This window comes from Falsirhodobacter halotolerans (assembly GCF_022899245.1).
Classification (GTDB): Bacteria; Pseudomonadota; Alphaproteobacteria; order Rhodobacterales; family Rhodobacteraceae; genus Falsirhodobacter; species Falsirhodobacter halotolerans.
Genome location: NZ_JALJAZ010000002.1, coordinates 184373 through 209944 on the forward strand (window position 1 = coordinate 184373; position 25572 = coordinate 209944).

24 protein-coding genes are annotated in these 25572 nt (G+C 66.2%); 17 read left to right on the forward strand and 7 right to left on the reverse strand.

From position 1 onward, the window contains the following. Positions 1 to 21 precede the first annotated feature (21 nt). Entirely contained in the window at positions 22 to 921 is a 900-nt protein-coding gene (locus tag MU449_RS14260; RefSeq protein WP_244739298.1) for an ABC transporter permease, read from the forward strand. 91 nt (positions 922 to 1012) lie between these two features. After that, a complete protein-coding gene (proX, locus tag MU449_RS14265) occupies positions 1013 to 2014 on the forward strand; it encodes a glycine betaine/L-proline ABC transporter substrate-binding protein ProX (protein ID WP_244739300.1) in 1002 nt (333 codons plus the stop codon). Between the two features lie 50 nt (positions 2015 to 2064). Here proX and MU449_RS14270 read toward each other — a convergent pair whose 3' ends face one another. Further along, positions 2065 to 2949, reverse strand: coding sequence for a LysR substrate-binding domain-containing protein (locus MU449_RS14270; RefSeq protein WP_244739301.1), 885 nt, complete (start codon positions 2947 to 2949; stop codon positions 2065 to 2067). 191 nt (positions 2950 to 3140) lie between these two features. Here MU449_RS14270 and MU449_RS14275 point away from each other — a divergent pair, with 191 nt between their 5' ends. From MU449_RS14275 to MU449_RS14300, 6 genes are all read left to right on the forward strand, one after another. Next, on the forward strand, positions 3141 to 3965 hold the full coding sequence (locus tag MU449_RS14275; protein WP_244739302.1) for a transporter substrate-binding domain-containing protein: 825 nt from the start codon (positions 3141 to 3143) through the stop codon (positions 3963 to 3965). A 35-nt stretch (positions 3966 to 4000) separates the two neighbouring features. Further along, entirely contained in the window at positions 4001 to 4675 is a 675-nt protein-coding gene (locus tag MU449_RS14280; RefSeq protein ID WP_244739303.1) for an amino acid ABC transporter permease, read from the forward strand. Next, positions 4672 to 5439, forward strand: a complete 768-nt coding sequence (locus tag MU449_RS14285) for an amino acid ABC transporter ATP-binding protein (RefSeq protein ID WP_280517790.1) — start codon at positions 4672 to 4674, stop codon at positions 5437 to 5439. Before MU449_RS14280 ends, MU449_RS14285 begins: the two co-directional genes overlap by 4 nt. 3 nt (positions 5440 to 5442) lie before the next feature. Continuing rightward, positions 5443 to 6585, forward strand: coding sequence for an enolase C-terminal domain-like protein (locus tag MU449_RS14290; protein ID WP_244739304.1), 1143 nt, complete (start codon positions 5443 to 5445; stop codon positions 6583 to 6585). A 70-nt stretch (positions 6586 to 6655) separates the two neighbouring features. Next, positions 6656 to 7927, forward strand: a complete 1272-nt coding sequence (locus tag MU449_RS14295) for an NAD(P)/FAD-dependent oxidoreductase (RefSeq protein WP_244739305.1) — start codon at positions 6656 to 6658, stop codon at positions 7925 to 7927. 12 nt (positions 7928 to 7939) lie between these two features. After that, positions 7940 to 9691 (forward strand): thiamine pyrophosphate-binding protein, encoded by a 1752-nt coding sequence (locus tag MU449_RS14300; protein ID WP_244739306.1) that lies wholly within the window; start codon positions 7940 to 7942, stop codon positions 9689 to 9691. Here MU449_RS14300 and MU449_RS14305 read toward each other — a convergent pair. Next, positions 9662 to 10567 carry a LysR substrate-binding domain-containing protein gene (locus tag MU449_RS14305; RefSeq protein ID WP_244739307.1) on the reverse strand — a complete coding sequence of 302 codons (906 nt, stop codon included), beginning with the start codon at positions 10565 to 10567 and terminating at the stop codon, positions 9662 to 9664. The two genes, MU449_RS14300 and MU449_RS14305, sit on opposite strands and share 30 nt — an antisense overlap. A 94-nt stretch (positions 10568 to 10661) precedes the next feature. Between MU449_RS14305 and hglS the strand changes: the two genes are divergently transcribed. Genes hglS through MU449_RS14320 form a run of 3 tightly spaced genes read left to right on the forward strand, consistent with a single transcriptional unit; the run spans position 10662 to position 14791 of the window. Beyond that, the gene (gene hglS / locus MU449_RS14310) at positions 10662 to 12029 is read left to right on the forward strand and encodes a 2-oxoadipate dioxygenase/decarboxylase HglS (RefSeq protein WP_244739308.1); all 1368 of its coding nucleotides are present in this window, start codon (positions 10662 to 10664) and stop codon (positions 12027 to 12029) included. A gap of 1 nt (position 12030) precedes the next feature. Continuing rightward, positions 12031 to 13548 carry an L-piperidine-6-carboxylate dehydrogenase gene (gene amaB, locus MU449_RS14315; protein ID WP_244739309.1) on the forward strand — a complete coding sequence of 506 codons (1518 nt, stop codon included), beginning with the start codon at positions 12031 to 12033 and terminating at the stop codon, positions 13546 to 13548. A gap of 7 nt (positions 13549 to 13555) precedes the next feature. Further along, positions 13556 to 14791, forward strand: a complete 1236-nt coding sequence (locus MU449_RS14320) for a pyridoxal phosphate-dependent aminotransferase (protein WP_244739310.1) — start codon at positions 13556 to 13558, stop codon at positions 14789 to 14791. Here MU449_RS14320 and MU449_RS14325 read toward each other — a convergent pair. Beyond that, positions 14779 to 15390 (reverse strand): helix-turn-helix domain-containing protein, encoded by a 612-nt coding sequence (locus tag MU449_RS14325; protein ID WP_244739311.1) that lies wholly within the window; start codon positions 15388 to 15390, stop codon positions 14779 to 14781. The genes MU449_RS14320 and MU449_RS14325 overlap by 13 nt on opposite strands. A 132-nt stretch (positions 15391 to 15522) precedes the next feature. Here MU449_RS14325 and MU449_RS14330 point away from each other — a divergent pair, with 132 nt between their 5' ends. After that, a complete protein-coding gene (locus tag MU449_RS14330) occupies positions 15523 to 16419 on the forward strand; it encodes a dihydrodipicolinate synthase family protein (RefSeq protein WP_244739312.1) in 897 nt (298 codons plus the stop codon). Here MU449_RS14330 and MU449_RS14335 read toward each other — a convergent pair. Together MU449_RS14335 and MU449_RS14340 are read right to left on the reverse strand one after the other, a co-directional pair. Next, positions 16416 to 17855: an FAD-binding oxidoreductase gene (locus MU449_RS14335; protein ID WP_244739314.1), complete on the reverse strand. Its 1440-nt coding sequence runs from the start codon at positions 17853 to 17855 to the stop codon at positions 16416 to 16418. The genes MU449_RS14330 and MU449_RS14335 overlap by 4 nt on opposite strands. Before the next feature lie 62 nt (positions 17856 to 17917). Then, complete coding sequence (locus MU449_RS14340) at positions 17918 to 18694, reverse strand: IclR family transcriptional regulator (protein ID WP_244739315.1); 777 nt, start codon at positions 18692 to 18694, stop codon at positions 17918 to 17920. A 111-nt stretch (positions 18695 to 18805) separates the two neighbouring features. On the opposite strand from MU449_RS14340, the gene MU449_RS14345 reads away from it, so the two are divergent. Both MU449_RS14345 and MU449_RS14350 read left to right on the forward strand, forming a co-directional pair. After that, a complete protein-coding gene (locus MU449_RS14345) occupies positions 18806 to 20329 on the forward strand; it encodes an AMP-binding protein (protein WP_244739316.1) in 1524 nt (507 codons plus the stop codon). A gap of 13 nt (positions 20330 to 20342) precedes the next feature. Beyond that, on the forward strand, positions 20343 to 21098 hold the full coding sequence (locus tag MU449_RS14350) for an enoyl-CoA hydratase/isomerase family protein (RefSeq protein ID WP_244739317.1): 756 nt from the start codon (positions 20343 to 20345) through the stop codon (positions 21096 to 21098). 46 nt (positions 21099 to 21144) lie between these two features. Here MU449_RS14350 and MU449_RS14355 read toward each other — a convergent pair whose 3' ends face one another. Continuing rightward, positions 21145 to 21978: a transporter substrate-binding domain-containing protein gene (locus MU449_RS14355; protein WP_244739318.1), complete on the reverse strand. Its 834-nt coding sequence runs from the start codon at positions 21976 to 21978 to the stop codon at positions 21145 to 21147. A 287-nt stretch (positions 21979 to 22265) separates the two neighbouring features. Here MU449_RS14355 and MU449_RS14360 point away from each other — a divergent pair, with 287 nt between their 5' ends. Genes MU449_RS14360 through MU449_RS14370 form a run of 3 tightly spaced genes read left to right on the forward strand, consistent with a single transcriptional unit; the run spans position 22266 to position 24820 of the window. Further along, positions 22266 to 22913 carry an amino acid ABC transporter permease gene (locus tag MU449_RS14360; protein WP_244739319.1) on the forward strand — a complete coding sequence of 216 codons (648 nt, stop codon included), beginning with the start codon at positions 22266 to 22268 and terminating at the stop codon, positions 22911 to 22913. 13 nt (positions 22914 to 22926) lie between these two features. Beyond that, positions 22927 to 23673 (forward strand): amino acid ABC transporter ATP-binding protein, encoded by a 747-nt coding sequence (locus MU449_RS14365; protein ID WP_244739320.1) that lies wholly within the window; start codon positions 22927 to 22929, stop codon positions 23671 to 23673. Continuing rightward, positions 23666 to 24820, forward strand: a complete 1155-nt coding sequence (locus tag MU449_RS14370) for an alpha-hydroxy acid oxidase (protein ID WP_244739322.1) — start codon at positions 23666 to 23668, stop codon at positions 24818 to 24820. The genes MU449_RS14365 and MU449_RS14370 overlap by 8 nt, the downstream gene beginning before the upstream one ends. Positions 24821 to 24837: 17 nt before the next feature. Here the strand turns inward: MU449_RS14370 and MU449_RS14375 are convergent, their stop codons facing one another. Beyond that, positions 24838 to 25473 carry a GntR family transcriptional regulator gene (locus tag MU449_RS14375; protein ID WP_244739323.1) on the reverse strand — a complete coding sequence of 212 codons (636 nt, stop codon included), beginning with the start codon at positions 25471 to 25473 and terminating at the stop codon, positions 24838 to 24840. Between the last annotated feature and the right edge of the window lie 99 nt (positions 25474 to 25572).

A 25572-nucleotide genomic window follows, 5' to 3' on the forward strand; every position in this document is an offset into this window, starting at 1 on the left:
CAATCAGCATATCAGGCGGCCATGACACCTTCCGACATTCTTATGATCCCGATCGACGATTGGGTGAACGACTTCGTGCGCGGGTTTCTCGTCCCCAATTTCCGCCCGTTCTTCCGCGCCCTGCAGGTTCCGGTGGCGAACCTTCTGAACATGCTGGATGCGCTTTTCGCCTTCATCCCCATGCTGGTGATGACCGCGCTGTTTGCCTTCGCGTCCTGGCGTGCGGTGGGGCGCGGGATGGCGATCTTCACGGTGATCGGCCTGTGCTTCATCGACATGATCGGCCTTTGGGCCGCCACGATGACCACGCTGTCGATGATCGTGACCTCGGTCTTGTTCTGCGCCGTCATCGGCATTCCCGCGGGCATCCTGGCCGCGCGCAGCGACATGACCTGGCGCATCATGCGGCCCATCCTCGACATCATGCAGACGGTGCCGTCCTTCGTCTATCTGGTGCCGATCGTCATGCTGTTCGGCGTGGGGATGCCGCCGGGCATCATCGCCACGGTGATCTTCGCGTTGCCGCCCATCATCCGCATGACCAATCTGGGTCTGCGCGGGGTGCGCGCCGATCTGGTGGAGGCGGCGGAGTCCTTCGGATCCACCCGGTGGCAGATGCTGTGGGACGTGCAGTTCCCGCTGGCCATCCGCACCATCATGGCGGGCCTGAACCAGACGTTGATGCTGGCCCTGTCGATGGTGGTGATCGCCGCCCTGATCGGCGGCGGCGGGCTGGGCCTTGTGGTCAATACCGGGCTGGGACGTCTGGACGTCGGCGGGGCGACGGCGGGCGGCCTTGGCATCGTGATCCTGGCGATCATTCTGGACCGCATCAGTCAGGGCCTGGCCGAGCGGGGGCCGGACCGGACCTCATTGCTGTCGGTCCTGAAGGGCTATGTCCGCCCGCGCCGCGTCGCCTGACCCCCCATTCCTGCGGGTCGTTCCGGCCCGCCTTACCCCCCCCCGGGGCCGCGCCCTTGCCGTGCGACCCCGTCATCCCATGAAGGAGACCATGATGAAAACACCCGCAGTCATGATTGCCGCCCTCTTGTCCACCACCGCGCCCGTTCTGGCGCAGGACATGCCGGGGACCGGCACGTCGATCAATCTGGCGCAGCCCAGCTGGGACACGAGCTGGTTCCACACCGAAATCTACAAGCAGCTTTTCGAGGAACTGGGATACACCGTCAACGGCCCGCAGACGCTGGACAACCCGCCCTTCTATCAGGCCGTGGCCTATGGCGACGTGGACCTGTGGCTGGATGGCTGGTTCCCGCTGCACGACACCTACCGCCCGATCTTCGAAGGGTCGGCCGAGGTGGTGGGCGCGGTCGCCCCCGGCGGCGCGATGGAAGGATATCTTGTCGACAAGGCGGCGGCGGACGAATTCGGCATCACCACGCTGGACGATTTCAAGCGCCCGGAGGTCCGCGAGGCGTTCGACCGCAACGGCGACGGCAAGGCCGACATGGTCGCCTGCCCCCCCGGCTGGGGGTGCGAACTGTCGATCGCCAAACATATCGACGCCTATGACTTGGGCGACGACATCAACCTGATCAACGCAGGCTATGCCGCATCCATGGCCGATGCGATCGCGGCGCAGGGGGCGGGGGAACACATCCTGTTCTATACCTGGACGCCGAACTGGACCGTCAACGAACTGGTCCCCGGCGAGGATGTCGTCTGGATCCAGGTCCCCGACCGCGAGGTGGAGACCGACCTGCCCGCAGCCGAACCGACCGCCGGGGTGACGGGCTGCGTGGCCGATCCCTGCCGTCTGGGATATCCGGGCAACGACATCTCGGCGGTGGTGAACAGCGCGTTTCTGGACGCAAACCCGGCGGTCCGCGCCCTGCTGGAGGTGTCCGAGATCCCGGTGGCCGACATCTTCGAACAGAACGCCGCCATGAACGCAGGCGACGACGACATCGAAGCGCAGGCCGCCGCGTGGATCGAGGCGAACCGCGACACGGTCGACGGCTGGATCGAGACCGCGGTCAACGCCCAGAACTGATCGGGCGCATGTCCGGCGCAGTGATCCCCCGAACGGGGGTCACTGCCCTTTCATCTGCGGTCGATCAACCAGTCCCGCAGCACCTGCATATTGCGTTTCAGGCCCTTTCCTTCGGGGTTGAGAAGCCAGATCGCCTCGCCCGATCGGATCGGCGGGCCGAAGGGCAGATGGAGCGATCTGTCCGCAAGTTCGGACGTGACGTAATGAAGCGGCACCACGGCGATTCCCAATCCCAGAATGGCGGCCTCGATCAGCAGGGCGCTGTGTGAAAAGCGGTTTCCCCTGATCGTCCCGCGATGGCGCGTTCCCGAAATGCGCAGCCATGTCAGCCACAGGCTGGGCCGGCTGGCATTCTGCAGCGAGGGGATGGCGTCGAAATCCAGCATGTCGCGCGGGGTGCCGGGGGGCAGAAGGTTCGGGCTGGCGACGACGACCAACTCCTCGTCGAACAGCTTGTGGGCCCGTCCACGCCACTGGCCAGCGCCCCGCATGATGGCGATGTCCACGGCCCGCGCGTCCACGTCCTGATCTTCGGTCAGCATGGTCAATTCGAACGGGATGTCACCGTGATTGCGGCAGAAATCCCGCATCCGCGGCAGAAGCCATGTCGAGGCAAGGGTCGGCGTGCTGCCCACCAGCAGCCATTCGTTCGCACGGCGGCCGCGCACGGCATCGATGGACGCTTCCTCCAGCCGTGCCAGGATCTGAACCACATCCTCGTAATAGGAACGACCGATTTCGGTCAGCGCAAGATGGGAGCCCGCCCGTTCGAACAGCGCGAGGTTCAAGAACGACTCCAGCCCCTGAACATGCCGACTGACGCCGCTTTGCGTCATTCCAAGCTCGTCCGCCGCCTTGGTGAAGTTCAACAGGCGGGCGGCGGCCTCAAAAGCCTGAAGGGCCGGGAGAGAGGGGAGAAGACGGCGGGTCGACATGATGAAAACTCATGACAGAGGGATGGATAGTGGGGTTGGCAGGTCTTTGCAAATGACGTTAGCTTGGATTCAAATGTCGTGCATCACGACGACCGGCCGTACGGCATGAGTTATATGCTGTGCCATATTCTAAAGCATATCAATCGGGAAAGCCTGAAAAACAGGCGGGAACCACCCAACAGGAGAATGCCATGATCTCTCGTCGTCGTTTTTCGGCCCTGATGGCCGGCGGGGCTGCGATGGCGGCGATGCCCGCGCGCGCCCAGACCCAAGGATCGTTGGAGCGGATAAAGGCGTCCGGCGTCCTGCGCATCGGGGCCGTCGCGGACGGGGCGCCCTATTACCAAAAGAGCATCATGGACGGAAGCTGGCGCGGGTTCTACATGGACATCTGCCAGAAACTGGCGGACGACCTCGGCCTTCAGCTTCAGGTTCTGGAAACGACTTGGGGCAATTCCGTTCTCGATCTTCAGACGGACAAGCTGGACGTGTTCTTCGGCCTGAACCCCACGCCCGCACGGCAGGAGGTCATCGACTTTTCCGGCCCCTGTTTCCGCAACGCCTTCACGCTCGTCACTTCGCGCGACAGCACCGCCACCACGTGGGAGGAGTTCAACACCCCCGACATGCGGATCGCGGTCGATGCCGGATCCTCGCATGATGCCGCCGTCACGCGGCATTGCCCCAACGCCCAGATCATCCGCCTGAAATCGCAAAGCGATGCGACGGCCGCGGTGCAGGCGCGGCGGGCCGATGCGCAATGCCTGGTTCTGGTCCTGGCCCTGACGCTTGCGGCCAAGAACCCGTCCTTCGGCAAGGTCATCATTCCCACACCGACGGATTCGACCACGTCCAACGCCGGTTTCCGCCGCGAGCCGGAGACGTCGTGGCGCGATTTCGTGACCGCCTGGATCGAGACGCAGCGCGAGGAGGGGTTCGTCCGCAAGGCCGTCATCGACAACATGGCGCTGGTCAACGTCCGCGAGGAAGACTTCCCCGAAGGCTTCGACATCTGACGGGCGGTATGGGTCGGGCACGGACCGACCCCGCGATGGAGACGCGTATGTACGAATGGGATTTCGGCGTCCTGTGGGCGTATCGATGGCTGTTTCTGGACGGCATGATCATGACCGTATCGCTGACGGCGGCGGTCGTGATCGGCGGGCTTGGGGTCGGATTGGTCGCGGCGCTTGGGATGATGTCGGGCAACCGGGTGTTGAAGGGCGTTTCGCTGGCCTTTACCGAGCTGTTCCGCTGCACCCCGATCCTGGTGCAACTGATCTGGTGCTATTACGCGCTGCCGATCCTGACGGGGCTTGAACTCACCCCGATCACCGCCTCCATCATCGCGCTGTCATGCTACGGCGGGTCGTTCTATTCCGAGATCATACGCGGGGGCATCGTGTCGATCGAGGACGGGCAGCGCGAGGCCGGGCTGGCCCTTGGCATGACGCCGGCGCTGGCGATGCGCCGCATCGTGCTGCCGCAGGCCTTGCGCCGCATGGTGCCCGCGTTGATGAACCAGTCGATCCTGCAGTTCAAGAACACCTCGCTCGTCTCGGTCCTGGCGGTGCCCGATCTTGTGTATCAAGGCCAGTTGGCCGCGCATGACAGTTTCCGACCGCTGGAAACCTATACCGCGATCGCGGTCGCCTATCTGGTGATCCTGCTTCCGCTGACCCTGTTCGTGCGCCATCAGGACGCCAAATTCGGAGGGGCGAGATGACCGGATCGATGATCGAGATCGCGGGCCTGCGCAAAACCTTCGGCAAGCTGGTGGTTCTGCGCGACATCAACTTCAACGTCGAACCGGGCGGGGTCGTGGCGCTGATCGGCCCGTCGGGATCGGGCAAATCGACGCTGCTGCGCTGCATGAACCTGCTGGTCGAACCCGATGCCGGTCGCATCCGGGTGGGTGACACCGAATTTTCGTTCGATGGGCGCACGCCCGCACCCGGTCACCGCGCCCTTGCGGCGTTTCGCGCCCGCACCGGCATGGTGTTTCAAAGCTTCAACCTGTTCGGCCATCGGACGGTTCTGGGCAATGTGATGGAGGCGCCCGTTCAGGTGCGCAAGATGTCCAAGGCCGCCGCCCGCGATCTGGCGATGGAGCAGCTTGCGCGGGTCGGCCTTGCGGATCGCGCCGACCAGATGCCGCACACCCTGTCGGGGGGGCAGAAGCAGCGCGTGGCCATCGCCCGCGCGCTGGCCATGGAACCGCAGGTGATGCTGTTTGACGAAGCGACCTCGGCGCTGGATCCCGAACTGGTGGGCGAGGTGCTGGCCACCATGCGCGCCCTGGCGTTGGGGGGCATGACCATGGTCATCGTCACGCACGAAATCGCCTTCGCCCGCGAGGTGGCTGACCGCATCGTCTTCATGCGCGACGGGGTCGTGGTGGAGGAGGGGCCGGCAAGGCAGATGATCGACGCGCCGCGCCACGAGGCGACCCGCAGCTTTCTGGCACATTTTCATTCACATCAGGCCTGAGACATGACGCAACAGGATGTTCATTCGGACGGAATCGCGGCCCTTCGCGTCTTTCTGGTGGAAAGCCCGATCAAGATGGCGCGGCAGCAGGGCGTGGGCCACATAGAGGGCACGGTCAAGCGGGTGCTTTTGGAACTGACCAGCCGGGACGGGATCACCGGCTGGGGCGAGGCGGCCCCGTGGGAGGTGTTCACCGGCACGCCGGAGGCGGCGTTCGCGGCCCTCGACCTTTATCTGCGGCCGATCGTCATGGGATGGCCGCTGTCGAACATACGCGGGCTGACGCAGGCGATGGACCGCGCCCTTGTCGGTCATCACGAGGCGAAACTTGCGGTCGAAATGGCGATGTTCGACATCTTGGGCAAACGTTGCGGCCTGTCCGTGGCCGAGTTGCTGGGCGGTCGGGTGCGGGACAGCATCCCGCTGTCCTTCTCCATCGCCGATCCCGATTTCGACAAGGATCTGGAGCGGATGCACCGCATGGTGCCCGAGGGCAACCGCATCTACAAGGTCAAGACCGGCGTCAAGCCACACGCGAAGGATATGGCGCATCTGGACGCCATCCGCGCGGCGTTCGGCACCGATGTGGACATCCGGCTTGATTACAATCAGGCCCTGTCCCCCTTTGGCGCCATGCAGGTCCTGCGGGATGTCGAACAGTTCGCCCCCTCGTTCATCGAACAGCCCGTGCCCCGCGATGCGTTGACGGCCATGGCGGAGTTTCGGCGGAAACTGGATACGCCGATCCTTGCCGATGAAAGCTGTTTCGACATGGGCGACCTGCGGCGGCTGATCGAGCTGAAGGCGGCGGACGCGATCTCGGTCAAGCTGATGAAGGTCGGGGGCATGTTGAAGGGGCAGGCCCTCATGGGGTTGGCGGACGCCGCGCGCCTTCCGGGGTATGGCGGAACCCTGTGGGAAGGGGGGATCGCCCTTGCGGCGGGAACCCAGTTCATCGCGGCCACGCCGGGCATGTCGCTGGGATGCGAATTCTATATGCCGCATCACGTTCTGACCGAAGATGTGCTGGAGGCCCGGATCGAGAACCGCGACGGCGCGGTGATCGTGCCGAAGGGGCCGGGGCTGGGCATCACCATCACCGAACATTCGCTGCGCGACGGCGCGCGTCGTCTGGCGCAGGCCTGAGACGCACCATCATGAACATCGGCACAGGACGGCAGGCAAGGCCCGCCGTCACCGGGGAAGGATTGCAAGGATGACAGGCCAGGACAAACAGCGTCATGCGGTGGTGATCGGCGCCGGCATCGTCGGGGCCTGCACGGCGCTGGCCCTGTCGCGGCGCGGGGTTCGTGTCACGGTGGTGGACCCCGCTCCACCGGGGGGGCGGCAGGCCGCAAGCTATGGCAATGGGGCCTTCATCTCTCCCGCGTCGATCATCCCGATGTCGGTGCCCGGCCTGTGGCGCAAGGTGCCGGGCTTTCTGATGGACCGGACGGGCCCGCTGACCATCGACTGGGCCAGCCTTCCGCGTCTGTCGCCGTGGCTTGCACGGTTCCTGCTGGCGGGCCTGACCGGGCCCCGCCTGACGCGGACGGCGGCGAACCTCGCCGCCCTGCTGCACAAGGGCCCCGAACGCCATCTGGCCCTTGCCCGCGATATCGGCGTCGAGGGGGTCATCCGTCAGGACGGCCTTCTTTACGTCTATGCCAACCGCGCGGAGTTCGCGGCGGAGGCGACGCTTTGGGCGCTGCGGCGCGCGAACGGGCTGACCTGGACGGAATTGGACGCGGCCGCCCTGCGGCAGGCGGAACCCGCGCTGTCCGACCGATATGGCTTTGGCGTTCTGGTGGAACGCGGGGCGCATTGCGTTGATCCGGGCGCGTATGTGGGCGCGATCCTTGCGGCTTCGAAGGCCGATCTGCGCGTGGCGCGGGCCACGCATATCCGGCCGGGCGTGGTGGGAACCGATCACGGTCAGATCGCCTGCGACGCCACCGTCCTGACGGCGGGCATGGCCTCGGCCCATCTTGCACGAACGCTGGGCGACACTATCCCGATGGAGGCCGAGCGCGGCTATCACATCGAGCTGCCCGACCCGCCGATCGCCCTGCGCCGCCCGATCATGCCCAATGACGGCAAGATGGCCAACACCATGACGGCGAACGGCCTGCGCGCCGCCGGTCAGGTGGAATTGTCCCATGCGGGCGCCGATCCCGACTGGCGAAGGGCCGAGATTCTGCGCGACCACCTGATCCGCACCTATCCCGCCTTGCGGGACGCGGATTGGAGCCGCGCGCATCTGTGGCAGGGCAACCGCCCGTCCACGCCCGACGGGCTTCCGGTCATCGGGGCCGCCTCGGTCCCCGGCGTGTGGTACGGGTTCGGCCACGGTCATCTTGGCCTGAACGCGGCGCCCCATACCGCCGACCTGCTGGCCGATCTGATGACCGGCACGCCGCCGGCCATCGACATCCAGGCATTCGCGCCGCGCCGGTTCGCGCGCGGCGCCCCCCGCATCACGACGTGAAAAGGACAGGACATGAAGGGCGCAGACATTCTGGTGGAGATGCTGATCGGGTATGGCGTCGACACGATCTTCGGGGTGCCGGGGGATACGAACGTCCCCTTCTATGAGGCGTTGCAGATGCGCGAGGACCGCATCCGGCATGTGATGGCACGCGACGAGAGGTCGGCGGGATACATGGCGGATGCCTATGGGCGGTTCACCAATCGGCCCGGGGTGTTCGAATGCCCCTCGGGCGCGGGGGCGATGTATTCCCTGCCGCCCGTGGCGGAATCCAACGGGTCGTCGGTTCCCGTCATCCTGCTGACGATCGACATTCCGCTGCCGGGCGAAGGCCGGGGCGTGCTGACCGAACTGGACTGCGCAAAGCTGTTCGAGCCGGTGACGAAGATGTCGGTGCAGGTGAAATCGGCGCAGAAGCTGCCCGAGATCATCCGCCGCGCCTTTCGCACCGCCTGTTCCGGCAAGCCGGGCGCGGTCCATCTTCAGATCCCCGAAGACATGCTGTTGGCCGAGGTCGATCCGGCCACGATCTCGCTTCATGTCGAGGAGGAATGCCGCACCTTCCCCGCATTCCCCACGCGCCCCGAAGCGGGCAAGCTGGAGGCGCTGATGGAGCTGATCCGTCAGTCCGAACGCCCCCTGATCGTGGCCGGGGGCGGGGTCAGCCGGGCGGATGCGGGGGGTGTGATCACCCGCTTTGCCGAAGGCTGCAACATTCCGATCTGCACCACCATGACGGGGCAGGGCACGATCGACGACGACCACCGCCTTGCGATCGGGGTGATCGGCGACAACGGATATCACCCCCATGCCAACTGGGCGCTGGAACATTCCGATCTTGCGATCTTCGTCGGATCGCGCATCGGGTCGGTCGTCACCATCGGCTGGACCTTTCCCAAGGTGACGCTGAACCGCAGGCTGGTGCAGATCGACATCGCGCCCGAGGTGATGGGCAACAACTATCAGAACCTGCTGTCCATCCTGGGCGATGCGCGGCTGACGTTCGGCGACCTTCTTGCGCAGGATCTGCGCGTGGACGGCGCACGGCACGAGCCGTGGGTGCGCGAGCTGAACGACCACCGCGCCCGATTCTGGGACCATGCGGCGCCGAAACTGGCCGCCGACACGCTTCCCATGCGCCCCGAACGCGTGGTGCGCGCGTTCAACGATGCGCTCGAGTCGTCGGGCGAACCGGCGCTGATCTATTCCGATGCGGGAACCCCCACGCCCTACATGACGCGTTATCTGCGCATCAACGACAACCGCACGCGCTTTTGCATTCCGAGGGCGTTCGGCGGCCTTGGGTCGGCGCTTCCGGCGGCGGTCGGCGCGTGGCGCGCGGCGGCGGACAAACGGCCCATCGCGCTGTTCGGCGACGGGTCGTTCGGCATGACGGTGGGCGAACTGGAAACGCTTGTCCGGTTGCAGGTGCCCGCCATCCTGATGCTGTTCAACAACGGCACCTTCGGCTGGATCAAGGGTCTGCACCGTCTGAAGGGGCACAACCAGTGTTTCGGGGTGGACTTCCTTCCGCCCGATGGCGCCGCGATCGCCTCGGCCTTCGGGGTCAGGGCGTGGACCGCGAAAACGCCCGCCGATCTGGACGCGGCGCTGGCCGGGGCCTTTGCCCACCGGACGGGGCCCTGCCTGATCGACGTGCATGTGGAATCGATCGCCGACCGCGTGCCGCCCGTCTATTCCTGGCTGACCCGGCGCGGTCAGGATCCGATGGCGCTAGAGGCGGCGGACCACGGGTATCTCTGACCTGGGCTCTATGGCCGTCCGCATCCAGGCGGTGAAGGCGTTGCACAGCGGGTCCGAGGCCTTGTGCTCGGGCAGAACGGTGTAATAGGCGGCCTCGGTCGTCAGGGGGGCGTCGCGCAGGATGCGCAGGCGCCCTTCGCGCAGTTCGCGTTCGATCAGATAGGTGGGGATCAGCCCGGCCCCGACCCCCGCCAGCGCCCCCTCGATCATCAGGGCGAACTGGTCGAAACGGTGCCCGCGATAGGCGTCCACCTCCTCATGCTGCAGCGCCAGCCATTCGGGCCACAGCATCGGGCGGGACTCCAGATGCAACAGCGGCAGGTCCGGCCCGAACGGCCGATCCGCCAGCGCCGGGGCCGCGACGGGCATCAGCGTTTCGCGGCACAGATAGGTGCAGCGGGCATCGGGCCAGAACGGTTTGCCGTAATGGATGGCGACATCCACCCCCGCCTCGGCCAGATCGAAGGGGTGATTTGGGGTCATGAGCGTGACCTGAACGCCCGGGTGGCGGGCCAGGAAATCGGGCAGGCGGGGCATCAGCCACCGGCTGCCGAAGGTGGGCAGGGTGGCGACGGTCAGATGGTCCGTCACATCGCGCGATCCCACGGCGCGCAGGGCCAGCGCCTCGGTCTGGGCCAGGATGTGATCCACGCCGGGCAGCAGACGCTGGCCCGCCGTCGATAGAACGACCCGCTGGCGGACGCGTTCGAACAGGGCCACGCCCAGTTGCGCCTCCAGATCCTTGATCTGACGGCTGACGGCGCTTTGCGTCAGGTTCAGTTCTTCGGCGGCGCGGGTGAAGTTTCCATGGCGCGCCGCCGCCGCGAAGGTCTGCAGCGCGGTCAGGTCGGGCACGAGGCTGCGGCTTAACTTCATTCCGAATCCGTATCAAGTCAGGTCAAATCAAGGCGTTTTCATCCGCGTTGAATACGGTATGCTTATCAACGACAGAATGCACAGGGAATGTGACATGACCAGCACGGCAAAGGTATCCCCGGACGAGATCCGCACGCGTTTTTCCTCGGCGATGTCCGCAATGTATCGGGACGAGGTTCCCGCCTATGGCACGTTGATGGACCTTGTGGGGCAGGTGAACGCGGCGGTGCTGGCGGGGGATGCCGCGCTGTCGCGGGATCTGGCGGCGGCGGGGCAGCTGGAGCGGATTTCGCAGGAACGGCACGGGGCGATCCGGCTTGGAACGGCGGCGGAGCTGGCCACCATGCGGCGGTTGTTTGCGGTGATGGGCATGTTCCCCGTCGGCTATTACGATCTGAGCGAGGCGGGCGTGCCGGTGCATTCCACCGCCTTCCGCCCGGTGGACGAGGCGGCGCTGCGGCGCAATCCGTTCCGGGTCTTCACCTCGCTGTTGCGGCTGGATCTGATCGACGACGCGGCCCTGAGGGGTCAGGCGGCGGAGATTCTGGCCAAGCGGCGGATCTTCACCGACACCTGCCTTGCGCTGATCGACCGGGCCGAGGCCGAGAGCGGCCTGTCCGAGGACGAAGCCGACCGTTTCGTGACCGAGGCGCTGGAGACGTTCCGCTGGCATTCCGACGCGCTGGTGTCGGCCGATCTCTATCACCGTCTGCACGAGGCGCACCGCCTGATCGCCGATGTCGTGTCGTTCCGGGGGCCGCATATCAACCACCTGACGCCGCGCACGCTGGACATCGACCGGGTGCAGGCCGACATGCCCGCGCATGGCATCGCCCCCAAGGCGGTGATCGAGGGGCCGCCCCGCCGCGCCTGCCCGATCCTGCTGCGCCAGACCTCGTTCAAGGCGCTGGAGGAAACGGTGCGCTTTGCGGGCGATGCGGCCGAAGGGTCCCACACCGCCCGGTTCGGCGAGATCGAGGCGCGGGGCATCGCGCTGACGCCCAAGGGCCGCGCGCTCTATGACGACCTGCTGGATCAGGTGCGGGCCCGGATCACGCCCGCCGCCAACGGATCGAACGCGGCGGAATATGTCCGCATCCTGAACGAGGTCTTCGCCGCGTTCCCCGACGATTGGGACAGCCTGCGCCGGCAGGGGCTTGGCTATTTCGAATGGTCCGCCACCGGAACGCCCGCGACGGGAACCGACCCCGAGGCGTTGCTGGCCGCCGGGGCCCTGCGCTGCGACCCGATCATCTATGAGGATTTCCTGCCGGTATCCGCCGCGGGCATCTTCCAGTCCAACCTTGGCGACGGCGCGGTGCAGGATTTCTCCGCCAGCCCCAACCAACGCATGTTCGAGGCCGATCTGGGCGCGGACGTGCTGGACGAATTCGCCCATTACGCGGGGATCGAGCACGCCTCGCTTTCCGCAAGCCTCAAGACCCTGAACGAAGGACATTAAGATGACCGATACCATCGCCAAGGAGTGCACCGATCTTCTGGCCCGTCTGGGGGTCGATGCGGCGCGCCATACCGGCGGCACGCTCGATGCGTTCTCCCCCGTCACGGGCGAGCGGACGGCCGCCCTGCCGGAGCAGGATGCGGCGGCGGTCGGCGCGGCCATCGGGCGCGCGGCAGAGGCGTTCCGCGTCTGGCGCACCGTTCCCGCCCCGCGTCGCGGCGAACTGGTCCGCCTTCTGGGCGAGGAGTTGCGTGCGTCCAAGGCCGATCTGGGCCGGCTCGTGTCGATCGAGGCGGGCAAATCCCCGTCCGAAGGCGCGGGCGAGGTGCAGGAGATGATCGACATCTGCGATTTCGCCGTCGGCCTGTCGCGGCAGCTTTACGGTCTGACCATCGCCACCGAACGCCCCGGCCACCGGATGATGGAGACGTGGCATCCGCTGGGCGTCGTGGGCGTGATCAGCGCGTTCAACTTCCCCGTCGCGGTCTGGTCGTGGAACACGGCGCTGGCGCTGGTCTGCGGCAACCCGGTCGTGTGGAAGCCGTCCGAGAAGACGCCCCTGACGGCGCTGGCCTGCCACGCCATCCTTGACCGCGCGCTGGCGCGGTTCGGCGACGCCCCCGAGGGGCTGAGCGCGGTCGTCATCGGCGGGCGGGCGACGGGCGAGGCGCTGGTGGACGATCCGCGCGTGGCGCTGGTGTCGGCCACCGGATCCACCCGCATGGGACGCGAGGTGGGGCCCAAGGTCGCGGCGCGGTTCGGGCGCACGATCCTGGAACTGGGCGGCAACAATGCGGGCATCGTCTGCCCCTCGGCCGATCTGGACATGGCGCTGCGCGCGATCGCCTTCGGTGCGATGGGCACGGCGGGGCAGCGGTGCACCACCATGCGCCGCCTGTTCGTGCATGACAGCGTCTATGACGCGCTGGTGCCGGGGCTGATCAAGGCCTACGGGTCCGTGTCGGTGGGCAACCCGTTGACGACGCAGGCGCTGGTCGGCCCGCTGGTGGATCGCGGTGCATATGACGCGATGCAGGCCGCGCTGACGGAGGCGAAGGCGGCGGGCGGCACCGTGCATGGCGGCGCCCGTGTGACCGAGGCCGGGCCCGAGGCGGCCTTCTACGTCAAGCCCGCGCTGGTGGAGATGCCGTCCCAGACCGGGCCGGTGTTCGAGGAAACCTTCGCCCCGATCCTCTATGTCATGCGCTACAGCGATCTGGCGGCGGTGATCGAGGAGCATAACGCGGTGGGGGCGGGCCTGTCGTCGTCGATCTTCACGACCGATCTGCGCGAATCCGAATTGTTCCTTTCGGCCGCGGGGTCGGACTGCGGCATCGCCAACGTCAACATCGGCACCTCGGGCGCGGAGATTGGCGGGGCGTTCGGCGGGGAAAAGGAAACCGGCGGCGGGCGCGAAAGCGGATCCGACGCCTGGCGCGCCTATATGCGCCGGGCCACGAACACCATCAACTACTCGCGCGAGCTGCCGCTTGCGCAGGGCGTCGTCTTCGATATCTGAGGGCATCATGACCGCAAGCTTCCGCCCGGCGCGGCGGATCGGGGATCTCGGCGTGTCCGAGATCCTGGCGATCACCGCCCGCGCGGGCGCCCTGAAACGTGAGGGGCGTCCGATCATCATCCTCGGCACGGGCGAGCCGGATTTCGACACGCCCGACCACATCAAGACGGCCGCCATCGCCGCCATCCGCAAGGGGGAGACGAAATACACCAACCTCGACGGTTCGCCCGAGATGAAACGGGCGATCCGCGACAAGTTCGCGCGCGAAAACGGCCTGACCTTCGCCCAGAACGAGGTGACGGCGGGCGCGGGCGCAAAGCAGATGCTTTACAACGCGATGATGGCCAGCCTGAACGACGGCGACGAGGTCATCATCCCGACGCCCTGCTGGACCAGTTATTTCGACATCGTGCAGATCGCGGGGGGCGTTCCGGTCGCCGTTCCATGTCCGGGTGCGGACGGCTTTCGCCTGACCGCCCGCGCGCTGGAGGCGGCGATCACGCCGCGCACGAAATGGCTGATGCTGAATTCGCCGTCGAACCCCACGGGCGCGGCCTATGGCGCCGAGCATTACCGCCCGCTGCTGGAGGTGTTGCGCCGCCATCCCCATGTCTGGCTGATGGTGGACGACATCTACGAGCACATCGTCTATGACGATTTCCGCTTCGTCACGCCCTTGGCGCTGGACCCCTCGCTGAAGGATCGGTGCCTGACGATCAACGGGGTCAGCAAGGCCTATGCGATGACCGGCTGGCGGCTTGGCTATGCCGGTGGTCCCGCCGCGCTGATCGCGGGAATGGCGGTCGTCCAAAGCCAGGCCACGTCCTGCCCGTCGTCCGTGACGCAGGCGGCGTCCATCGCGGCGCTGGACGGCCCGCAGGAGTTTTTGCGCGAGCGGCGCGCCAGTTTCGCCCGCCGCTGCGACATCGTGGTGGACGCGCTGAACGCCATCGACGGCATCCACTGCCGTCGGCCCGAAGGCGCGTTCTATACCTTCGCCAGCTGCGAGGGGATGATCGGACGCGTGACGCCCGAAGGGGCCACGCTGACCTCGGACCGGGATTTCTGCGCCTGGCTTCTGGACCGCGCGGATGTGGCGGTGGTGCCGGGATCGGCCTTCGGCCTGTCGCCGTATTTCCGCATCTCCTACGCCACGTCGGAGGCGGAGTTGACCGAGGCGCTGGCCCGCATCACCCGCGCCTGCGCCACCCTGCGGGGGCCTGACCGGATCTACTCGGAGTAGAGCCAGAGCACTTCGGCATCCGCCTCGCCCTCGGACGTCCACAAATGGCCGTCCAAGGCGTCGTAATAGATGCTGTCGCCCGCCGCCAGACGCGTCGGGGCATAGCTTTGGCTGTGCAGGATCAGGGTGCCCGACAGGACGGTCAGAAATATCTCGGCGTCGTATCGGGCCCATTCGTCATAGGCCGCCAGATCCCGCGCGCGCACGCGTGTGCGGATCGGGATCATCCTGCGGGCCGACAGATCGCCGCACAGCAGGGTGTTGTCGCAGGCGGACGTGGCCGATCGGGCCCCGTCGGATCCGCGCGTGATGCTGCGCCGCGCGATCCCCGTGGCGGGGCGCGGAACCTCCAGCAGGCGGCTGAGGGTCATTCCCAAACCGCGCGCGATCTTGGTCAGGGTGGTGATGGTGGGCGACAATTCGCCCCGTTCGATCTTCGACAGGGTGGAGAAGGCGACGCCCGTGCGGCGCGCGGTTTCCTGCAACGTCCACTGCCGTTCGGCCCGCAGGCCGGCGACGCGGGCCGCGATGTCCACGCCATCGCCCGTCAGGGCCGCGCCGCGTTCCGCCTCGCGCGAGGCTGCCATGTCGAAATCCATCGCCTGCGCCCTTCCCCTTGCCCGTTCCGGTCTAGCGCGCGGGAAATCCGGGCGCAATCGCGCATAAACCGCTTGATTGTCCCATAGGACAATTATTAGCCTGTGCGAGAATAACACAGGATCGGACGTCGAATGCTTGCCACGGACCTTCACGGGATTTTCCCCGCTTTGCCAACCCCGATGACCCCCGACATGCGCCCCGACCTGACCGCGCTTGGCGATCTGGTGGAGCGCAATCTTGCGGCGGGGGTTCCGGGCCTTGTGCCGATGGGCGGAACGGGCGAATTCACCGTCCTGTCGCCCGAGGATCGCGTGGCCGTCGTCCGCCGCACGGTGGAGGTGGCCGGGGGCGCCGTCCCGGTCGTCCCCGGTGTTTTGTCCACCGGCTTTGCCGACGCCGTCCGTGCGGGGCAGGATTTCCGCGCGGCGGGCGCGGATGCGATCATGCTGGTGACGCCTTTCTATGTGATCCCGACACAGCAGGGCGTGGCCGATTACTTCCGCGCCTATCGCGCCGCCGTGGACTGCCCGCTCGTCTATTACGACATTCCGGCGCGCACAGGGTTCTACACGCAGATCGACACGATGGCCCAGCTGGCCGAGGATGGCACGATCATCGGTGCCAAGGTGTGCAACACGGACGCGCATTACTTCAACCGGCTGGCCGAACGGGTGGGGGACCGCATCTCGCTCCTGTCGGGAGACGACATGCTTTATGCGATCCATGTGATGCACGGGGCGCGGGGCGGGGTGCTGGCCAGCGCGCCGCTTTTGCCGAAAACATGGGTGGACATCCACAAGATGCTGACGGGCGGGGATCTGGCGGGCGGCATCGCCCGGCACCGCACGCTGCTCCCGGTGTTCCGCGCCCTGTTCAACGAGGTGAATCCCGGCCCGCTGAAGGCGATGATGGCCGCCATGGGCCATCCGGTCGGCGGCGTCGCCCTGCCGCTGCGCGATCCGGGAGAGGAGACGCAGGCCCTGATGCGGACCGCGCTGGAGGTCATCCGCCGCGAGGCGATGGCCTAAAGCACGGCGCCGGGGTTCATGCGGCGGTCGGGGTCGATCACGGCGCGGATGTCCTGCATCAGGCCCATCCGCACCGGATCGACCCGCGCCGCAAGTTCCTGCCGCAATTTCCGGCCGATCCCGTGTTCGGCCGAAAACGTGCCGCCAAGCGCCTCCGTCGCGTCATGGACCCGCGCCATCACATCGCGCGTGACGCCGGCGGGATCGGAAAGGCGCGCCCAGGCGTCATGGGTGAAATGCACGATGAAATGCACGTTGCCGTCGCCCAGATGCGATACGATCAGGATCGTCGCGCCCGGATGCGCCTGCAGGACGGCGTCGGTGCAATCGCGGATCATCTGCGGCAGGCGGGACGGGCGGACGGCCACGTCATGCGACAGGCTGTGGCCATGAAGCTTGTTCGCCTCGGACACCGAATGGCGAAGGTGCCAGATGGCGGCGGCCTGCGCCTCGTTCTGGGCGATGAAGGCGTCGGTCAGGGTGCCCTCCTCGAACCGGTCGGCCAGCCAATCTTCCAGCCGCCCGCGCAGATCGGCATCCGCGTCGGTGCTGCCCAGTTCGATCAGCAGCGACCATTCGGGCCGTGATTCCAGCGGGTGGCGCGTGCGCGGGATATGCTGCAGCACCAGATCGACCTGAGGACCGGACAGCAGTTCCGCCGCCTGCACCGCCGTGTCGAACCTCTCCTGCAAACCCGCGAGGATGGTGACCGCCGCGTCCAGATCGGCCAACGCGATCCAGGCATGGGCCGCGGCGCGCAGCACCGGCTGCATCCGCAGCGCGACCGTGGTGACGATGCCCAGCGTGCCCTCGGCGCCGATGAACAGGTTGCGCAGATCATACCCGGTGTTGTTCTTGCGCAGGGCGCGAAGGTCGCGGAAAACGCGTCCGTCGGGCAGAACCACCTCAAGCCCGCAGACCAGATCGCGCATCGGGCCATAGCGCAGCGCGCCGATCCCGCCCGCATTCGTGGAGACGAGGCCCCCGATCTGGGCCGTGCCCTCGCTTCCCAGGCTGAGGGGGACGCGGCGGTCCACGGCGCGTGCGGCATCATGAACGGCGGACAGGGTGGCCCCCCCTTCGGCCAGAAGGACGCCGGACGGCGTGTCGATTTCGGGGATCGCCGTCATGCGGCGCAGGCCCAGCACGATCCCCCGCCCGTCATCCGAGGGGACCGCGCCTTGGGACAGGCCCGTATTGCCGCCCTGCGGGACGATGTTGCGCCCCGCCTGCGCGGCCAGCGCCACGACCCGGGACACCTGATCCGTGTCGGCGGGAAACACCACCGCCGCCGCCCGGCCGCTGGCATATCCGCGCCAATCGTGCAGGAACGGTTCGACATCATGGTCATCGGTCAGGACGTGGGTGTCGCCCACAATGGCGCGAAGGGCGGCAAGAAATACGGCGTCGGGGCAGGGGGGCATCGGATCGCTCATCGGCAGGGCTATTTGTCGTATAGTGGAACCTTGAGTATCATAGTGCAATACATCTTATCGCGTCAGATCTGGATCGCCTGCGACATGGAGCGGGCCGCCGCGACCAGCGTGGGCACGAAACGCTGCATCATCGCCTCCTCCTGATAGCGGAAACGCGAGGCGCCAAGGCTGACGGCGGCCATCGCCTGACCGTCCGGCATGGTGATGGGGGCGGCGATGGAGATGTCGCCGGAATAGATCTGCTCCTCCACCAAGGCGAACCCGCGATCGCGCACAAGATGGATGCGGTCCCAGATGCCGGGACGGTCGAACACGGTCTTCGAGGTGAAGGCGCGCAGGTTCGAACGGTCCAGAATGTCCTCGATCCGGGCGTCGTCCAGAAGCGAGAGGAGCGCAAGCCCCCCCGCGCTGCAATAGGCGGGCAGACGGCTTCCGACGATTACATCGGTATCCAGGACGTTCGGCGAAAGATAGCGCGAGAGATAGATGATCTCGGTATCGTCCAGAACCGTCAGGGAAATCGTCTCCTCCGTGGTGCGGTTCAGGTGCGACAGATAGGGGTGCGCGCGCAGGACGACCGGGCTGGACCGGGTATATTGATAGGCGAGGTTCAGCGTCTTGGGCGTCAGCTCATACGCCTTGGTGCGGGTGTCCTTGCGAAGATACCCAAGGCGCGACAGCGTGTGGGTGAAGCGCTGCGTGGCGGATCGGTCCAGCCCGGCCTTGCTGGCCAGCTGCGTCAGCGTCTGGCGCGAATTTGCCGCATCGAAGGTCGACAGGATGCGGAACGCCTTTTCCACGGCGCGGACCATCAGGGGATCGTCTTTTTCGTCGGTCATCGTGTCATTCCGGTTTCGCCCAACTGTTCGTTGACAATCTGCCGGGGGATAGCTCTAATGTCAATAAATGTTATCGCATGACGATAAAACAATACTTGATCGGAGGCTGGAGTGTTCGACTGGGAAGGCGATGGGTTTCTGCATCTTGTCGAGGGGCGTGTCCGCGACTGTCCCGACCGCATCTATGCGTCCGAATTCACCGAAAGCGGGGTGGTGGCGCATTGTCTGACGGACATCGCCGGGCGGGCGGATGCGTTGGCCGCGGGGCTGGCCGCGCGCGGGATCGGCAAGGGCGACCGCGTCGCCTGCATGATGGACACGCACAGCGATTACCTGTGTCTGGTGCTGGCCATCGCGCGCCTTGGCGCGATCTGGGTGCCGGTCGGAACGCGGCTTTTGCCCGCCAACCTCAGCTATATCTTTGCCGAGGCGGAGGTGCAGCTTGTGATCGCCGAGGCGGCGCTTGGCGAGGTCGTGGCGCAGGCGGATCATCGGGATGCGCCCGTCATCCTGCGTCACGGCAGCCTGGCGGACGTGTTGGCAGGGGACGGCCCGCCGCCCGCGGTCGCGGTCGATCCGTCCGACATTCTGATGATCAGCTTCACCTCCGGCACCACGGGGCGGCCGAAATCCGTGCCGGTGACGCACGCGATGATGCGCTTTGCCGCCGAGGCGGCGGCCCGCGCGTCGCAATCGGGCCCGGACGACGTGCTGTATGTGTGGGAGCCGTTCCACCATATCGGCGGCGCGCAACTGATCATCCTGCCCTTGATCCGGGATGTGACGCTGGCGCTGACCTCGCGCTTCACCGTGTCGGGGTTCTGGGATCAGGTGCGCGCCTGCGGGGCCACGCGCATTCACCATCTGGGCGGCATTCTGCAGATGTTGCTGAAACAACCGCCAAGCCCGCGCGACAAGGATCACAAGGTCGGCGTCGCATGGGGCGGGGGCTGCACGGCGGATGTCTGGGTGGCCTTCGCCGACCGTTTCGGGGTGCGGATGGTCGAAGGCTACGGCATGACCGAAGCCTCCAGCCTGACAACGATCAACGATGAGGGGCTGCCCGGATATATCGGGCGGGCCCTGCCGTGGTTCGACGTGCGGATCCTTGACCCGGAGGGGCGCGAATGCCCGCGCGGCACGCGGGGCGAGATCGTCGTCACCCCCATCGGCACGGGGGCGGCGGCGCTGTTCTCGGGCTATCTCAACTCGGCCGACGCCACGCGCGACACGCTGCGGGGGGGGCGCCTGCACACCGGCGATCAAGGCGAGATGGACGCCGAAGGCCGCGTGAAGTTCCACGGACGGCTGAAGGACACCATCCGCGTCCGGGGCGAAAACGTCTCGGCCTGGGAAGTGGAGCATGTCATCGAGCAGCATGACGCCGTGGCCGCCTGTGCCGCGATCCCGGTGAAGGCCGAGATCGGAGAGGCCGACATCAAGCTGTTCATCCAGCTGGCCCCCGACCGCCGGGCCAGCGGGGCCGAGATCTTCGAATGGGCCCGCACCCGTCTCGCCCCGCACCAACTGCCCCGCCACATCGCCTTCACCCCCGCGTTCGAGCGCACGCCGAGCCAGCGGATCATGAAGCACCTACTCGACGCCACGCCTTCGGGCGACTGGGTCCGCAGCTGAAAGGATATCTGCCATGACCGATCACATACTTCAGACGATGGACGGCGCGGTGCTGGTCATCACGTTGAACAAACCGGCCAAGCTGAACGCGTGGGACAAGCCCATGCGCGACGATCTGGTCACGGCCATCCTGCGCGGATCGCGTGATCCGCAGGTTGAGGCGATCGTGCTGACCGGGGCGGGGGATCGCGCCTTCTGCGCGGGGCAGGACCTGAACGAGGGCAAGTCCTTCGACGCCGATCGCGCGGAACTTTGGATCGAGGAATGGCGCACGCTCTACAACGTCATCCGCCGTTGCGAAAAGCCGTTCGTCGCGGCGCTGAACGGGATCGCCGCCGGGTCGGCATTCCAGGTCTCGCTTTTGGCCGATTTCCGCATCGGCCATGCCGGATCGCGCATGGGGCAGCCCGAGATCAACCAGGGCATCGCCAGCGCCACCGGGTTCTGGATCCTGCGCGAGATGCTGGGCCTTGCCCGCGCCATCGACCTTGTGCAGACCGGCCGGATCCTTGAGGCGGAGGAATGCCATCGCCTCGGCCTGATCAACGAGATGGTGCCCCAGCCGGAGGTTCTGTCGCGGGCGGTGGCGTTCGCGCAAGAACTCGCGGCCAAGCCCAAGCAGGCCTATGCCTTCAACAAGCAGCGCATCTGCGCCGCAACCCAGACCAGCTTTGACGAGACGTTCGAGCTGGCCCGTCAGATCCACCGCAAGGCGTTCGAGCTGGGGGATACGCAGGCGCAGATGGCCAAGTTCCTGACCCGCAAATGAAGAAAGGCGCCGGAGACATCCGGCGCCTTTCACCCTTGGGTGGGGATCAGAACTCGATCCCTTCGGGGATGGCCGAGGTGTCCATGCCGGCCTGACGGAACCCTTCCATCAGCAGCGGCACGATCGATTGGTCGGCGCGCTTTTCTTCGCCCCAGGCCTGGATGAAATCGCGCAGGCGCCCGTCGCCATCCTTGCGCAGACCCGCCGCGGCCGGAATGCCGTGTTCCGGCGTCGGCACGGTATAGCCCGAGAACGCCTGTGGTGCTGTGGAATAGGTTTGCAGGCAGATCGGCAGTTCCTGCACAAGGTAATCGGCGCGGCCGGACTGGATGGCCATGACGGATTCGCTGATTTCCTTCAGCGTCATGATGTTGGCGTCGGGCAGGTCGTTCTGGATGAACTGGGTCTGCGCGGTGCCGGTGACCATGGCGAAGGTCGCGTCATCGGAATTGTAATCGGCCCATTCGGGGCGCGTTTCCGCATTCCGGCCCGCAAGGACGCAATCGGTCATGCGATACAGCGGTCCGGCCATGTCCAGCGCCTGCTTGCGCTGTTCCGTCGCGGTCATGCCGGGGAAAATGTCGATCCGGCCGGCCTGAAGGTCCAGCACGACGCTTTGCCACGTGGTTTCGTGCCATTTCACCGTCAGGGGTTTGCCCATCTCTTCCGACAGGTCGGCAACCATCTGGCGGCAGACGTTCGGGCCATAGCCTTCGTATTCCAACTCTCCGCCGGTATAGAAAGAGGTCGGCTTGTAGGCGTGGATCCCGCCGCAGACGACTTCGCCCGTGCGTTCGATCTTGTCCCACAGCGCCTCGGACAGGGCGGGGGTGGCGGCGGTGATCGCAAGGGTGGCGATGGCGGCAAGTCTGATGGTCATTGCATATCTCCCTGACGGTGACGCGGCGCGTTCCAGCCGCTTGATGACAAGCTTTCCCGCGCCGGGTTCGAAGCGCAAGATTATTTTTCGTGCATGAGCGCATTATATTCACAATCTGGACAATACGGTTTTCAAGCCGCGTCAAGCAATCGCATAGCGATTAAATAAGTCCGTTTGTCATCCATAAACCGATAAGGTTATCTTTAATTCTGGCAATCGGCGGTGGCATGGGGTTAGCTGGAGACCACATGCAGCGGCCGTCTGCGCGACGGAGGTGGAGGTTTCGGATGTATGAATTTGACTGGTCGGTCGTCCTGGACGGTGAGTTGTGGCTGCGCGCCGTCGGTGTAACGGTCGCCTATGCCTTCGTGACGGCGGTGGCGGGGCTCTTGCTGGGCGTCGTCCTCGGTCTCGTTCTGGTGGCGCGGGTTCCGGGCCTCGACTGGATCGTCAAGCTCTACATCCACATCTTCCGCTGCACGCCCTTGCTGGTGCAGATCGTCTGGTTCTTCTACGCCTTGCCGATGATCACCGGATACACCTTGCCGGACTGGTTCGCGGCGGGCCTTGGTCTCACCCTCTACATGGCGGCCTTCGCGGCGGAGATTTTCCGCGCCGGGGTCATCTCCATCGAAAAGGGGCAGTGGGAGGCGTCGACCGTCCTCGGCTTTTCCTATGTCACGCGGATGCGCCACATCATCCTGCCGCAGGCCACGCGGCGCATGATCCCGCCCATCGTCAGCCAGGCGATCCTGCAGCTGAAGAACACGTCGCTTCTGTCGGTCGTGGCGGTGCCGGACATCATGTATGCGGCGGGCGGGCTGACGATGGCCACCTATCGCCCGCTTGAGGTCTATACCTTCGCGGCGCTTCTTTATCTGGTCATCCTGACGCCGGTCACGCTGCTGGCCAATCGCTTCGAAATCAAACACTGAAGGGGGGGCGGGCATGATCAACGTCAGGAACCTGCGCAAGAGTTTCGGCACGCTTGAGGTGCTCAAGGGCATCGACCTGTCGGTGGCGGCGGGCGATGTGGCCGTGCTGATCGGCCCGTCGGGCTGCGGCAAATCCACCTTGCTGCGCTGTCTGAACCTGTTGGAACCGCCAAGTGCGGGCACGCTGGAAATCGCGGGCCGCCGCGTCGACTTCAACGATGGCAAGCGGGTGCGCGAGCGGGAACAGGCGGCCTTTCGCGCGGCGACGGGCATGGTATTCCAAAGCTTCAACCTGTTTCCGCACATGACGGTGTTGGAGAATGTGATGTCCGGCCCGCTCTTGAACGGTCTGCGCAGCCGGGCGGATGCGCGCGATCTTGCGGTGGCGCTGCTTGACCGTGTGGGGCTGGGGCATCGGATCGATCTTTACCCGCGGCAGATTTCCGGCGGGCAGGCGCAGCGTGTGGCCATCGCCCGCGCCCTTGCGCTGGAGCCGGAGGTGATGCTGTTCGACGAACCGACCTCGGCGCTGGACCCCGAACTGGTGGGCGAGGTGCTGGAGGTGATGCAGTCGCTTGCGCAGGACGGCACCACCATGATCGTCGTGACGCATGAGATGAGCTTTGCCCGCAATGTGGCCAACCGCGTGGTGTTCCTTGATGGCGGCGTGGTGGTCGAGAACGGACCGCCGGAACAGGTTCTGGACGCGCCGAAATCCGACCGCCTGCGCGCCTTCCTGTCCCGGGTGGGGCATGGCTGACGCCCCGTTCGGGGATTACGACGAGGCGCGGGCCAAGGCCCGCCGATACCTTCCGCGCGCGCTGTTCGACTATATCGATCGCGGAACGGAGGGTGAGCGGGCCTTGGCCGCCTTGCGCCAGGGCTTCGATGCGGTTCGGATCGTGCCGCGCGTGTTGCGGCCCGTCGCGGCCCCCGATATCGGCACGACCCTGATGGGACGCCGATATGCCAGCCCGTTCATCATCGCGCCGACGGCCCTTGCTGGCCTTGTCCGCCATGACGGAGAGGTGAAGATGGGCCGCGCCGCCGGACAGGCCGGGATCCCCTTTTGCGCGGCGACTCAATCCTCGACCAGCATCGGCGACATCGCCGCCGGGGCGAGCGGGGCCGAACTGTGGTTTCAGCTTTATGTCTGGCGCGACCGCGCGGAAACCTGGGCGCTTCTGGACAAGGTGGCTGCGGAAGGGGTGGAGACGCTGGTCCTGACGGTGGACACCCCGGCCTCGCCGAAGAAGGTCCACAATCTGCGCAACGGTTTCGGCATTCCCTTGCGTCCATCGTGGCGTCTGGGTGTGGATCTGATGCGGCATCCCGCCTGGACGATCGGGGTGATGGGACGCTACCTTGCGGCGACGGGCCTGCCCGCCTATGCCAATTATCCGGTCGGCGTTGCGACTTCCGTGACCTCGGTCCTGTCGGACCCGCGCTTCGCGCTCGATACGCAACTGTCGCTCCGCTTCGTGGGGGAGGTGCGGCGGAGATGGGCGGGGAAGCTGATCCTCAAGGGCATCCTGCACCCCGACGATGCGCAGGCCGCGTTTGCCGCCGGCTGCGATGCGGTCGTGATCTCCTCTCACGGGGGGCGCAACCATGACAGCGCGGTCACGCCGCTTGAGGTGTGCGCCGACATCCGCGCCGCCGTTGGCCCCGGGGCCACGCTGATCGCCGACAGCGGGGTGCGCCGGGGCAGCGATGCGGCGAAACTTCTGGCAAGGGGGGCGGATGCGGTGATGCTGGGCCGCGCCCCGCTGTTCGGCCTGGCGGCGGGGGGGGATGCGGGCGCGGCGCGGATGATCGCCCTGCTTGAGGAGGAACTGCGCGCCTTTCTCGTCTTCTCGGGAATCTCACGCCTGGGCGATCTTGCACGGGCCGAAATGCGCGCGTGATGTCCGGTGGCCGCCCCCTAAAGCGGGTCGGCGAGTTCCAGGGTTTTCAGGATATGCGCCTGCATCATGGCGTCCGCCCATCGGCCGTCGCTGTTGGCGATCGCGGCCACGATCGACCGATGCTCGGCGCAGCTTCGTCTGATGGCCTGTTCCGAAAAGCGGCTGTAGGTTCGCACGAGCAGGCCCATCGTCATCAAGGGGGCGGCCAGCTGCTCCAATCGCGCATTGTCCGACATGCGCAGGATGTGAATGTGGAAATCCGAATTCACACCGGCGAACTCGGCCAGATAGGTGGGCGCGTCGTTCACGGGCAGCGCTTCCATCCGGTCGCACAACTCCCCCAGGCGTCGCAGATCGGCGGCGTTGGCGCGGTGGGCGGCCAGCGACGCGGCATACCCTTCCAGAACGGCGCGGATGCCGAACAGATCCGCAAAGGCCTTGCGGTCCCATATGGGCACGATCGCGCCGCTTTTGGCGCGGGCTTGCAGGAAGCCGTCGGCCACAAGCGCGCGCAACGCCTCGCGCACCGGCGTGCGGCTGACACCGGTGCGCGCGGCGACCAGTTCTTCGGTCAGCCGTTCGCCTTCGGCGAATTCGCCCGCCAGCACGGCGTCGCGAATCAGGTCATAGGCTCGGTCCTTGGCCTTCGTCATCGGCGCCTCTTTCATGAACAAACCACATCTTCATCAATGTTTGTATACATTAAAGACCAATTAGGGATTAAAAATTGATATCTACCGAAAAATGTATTC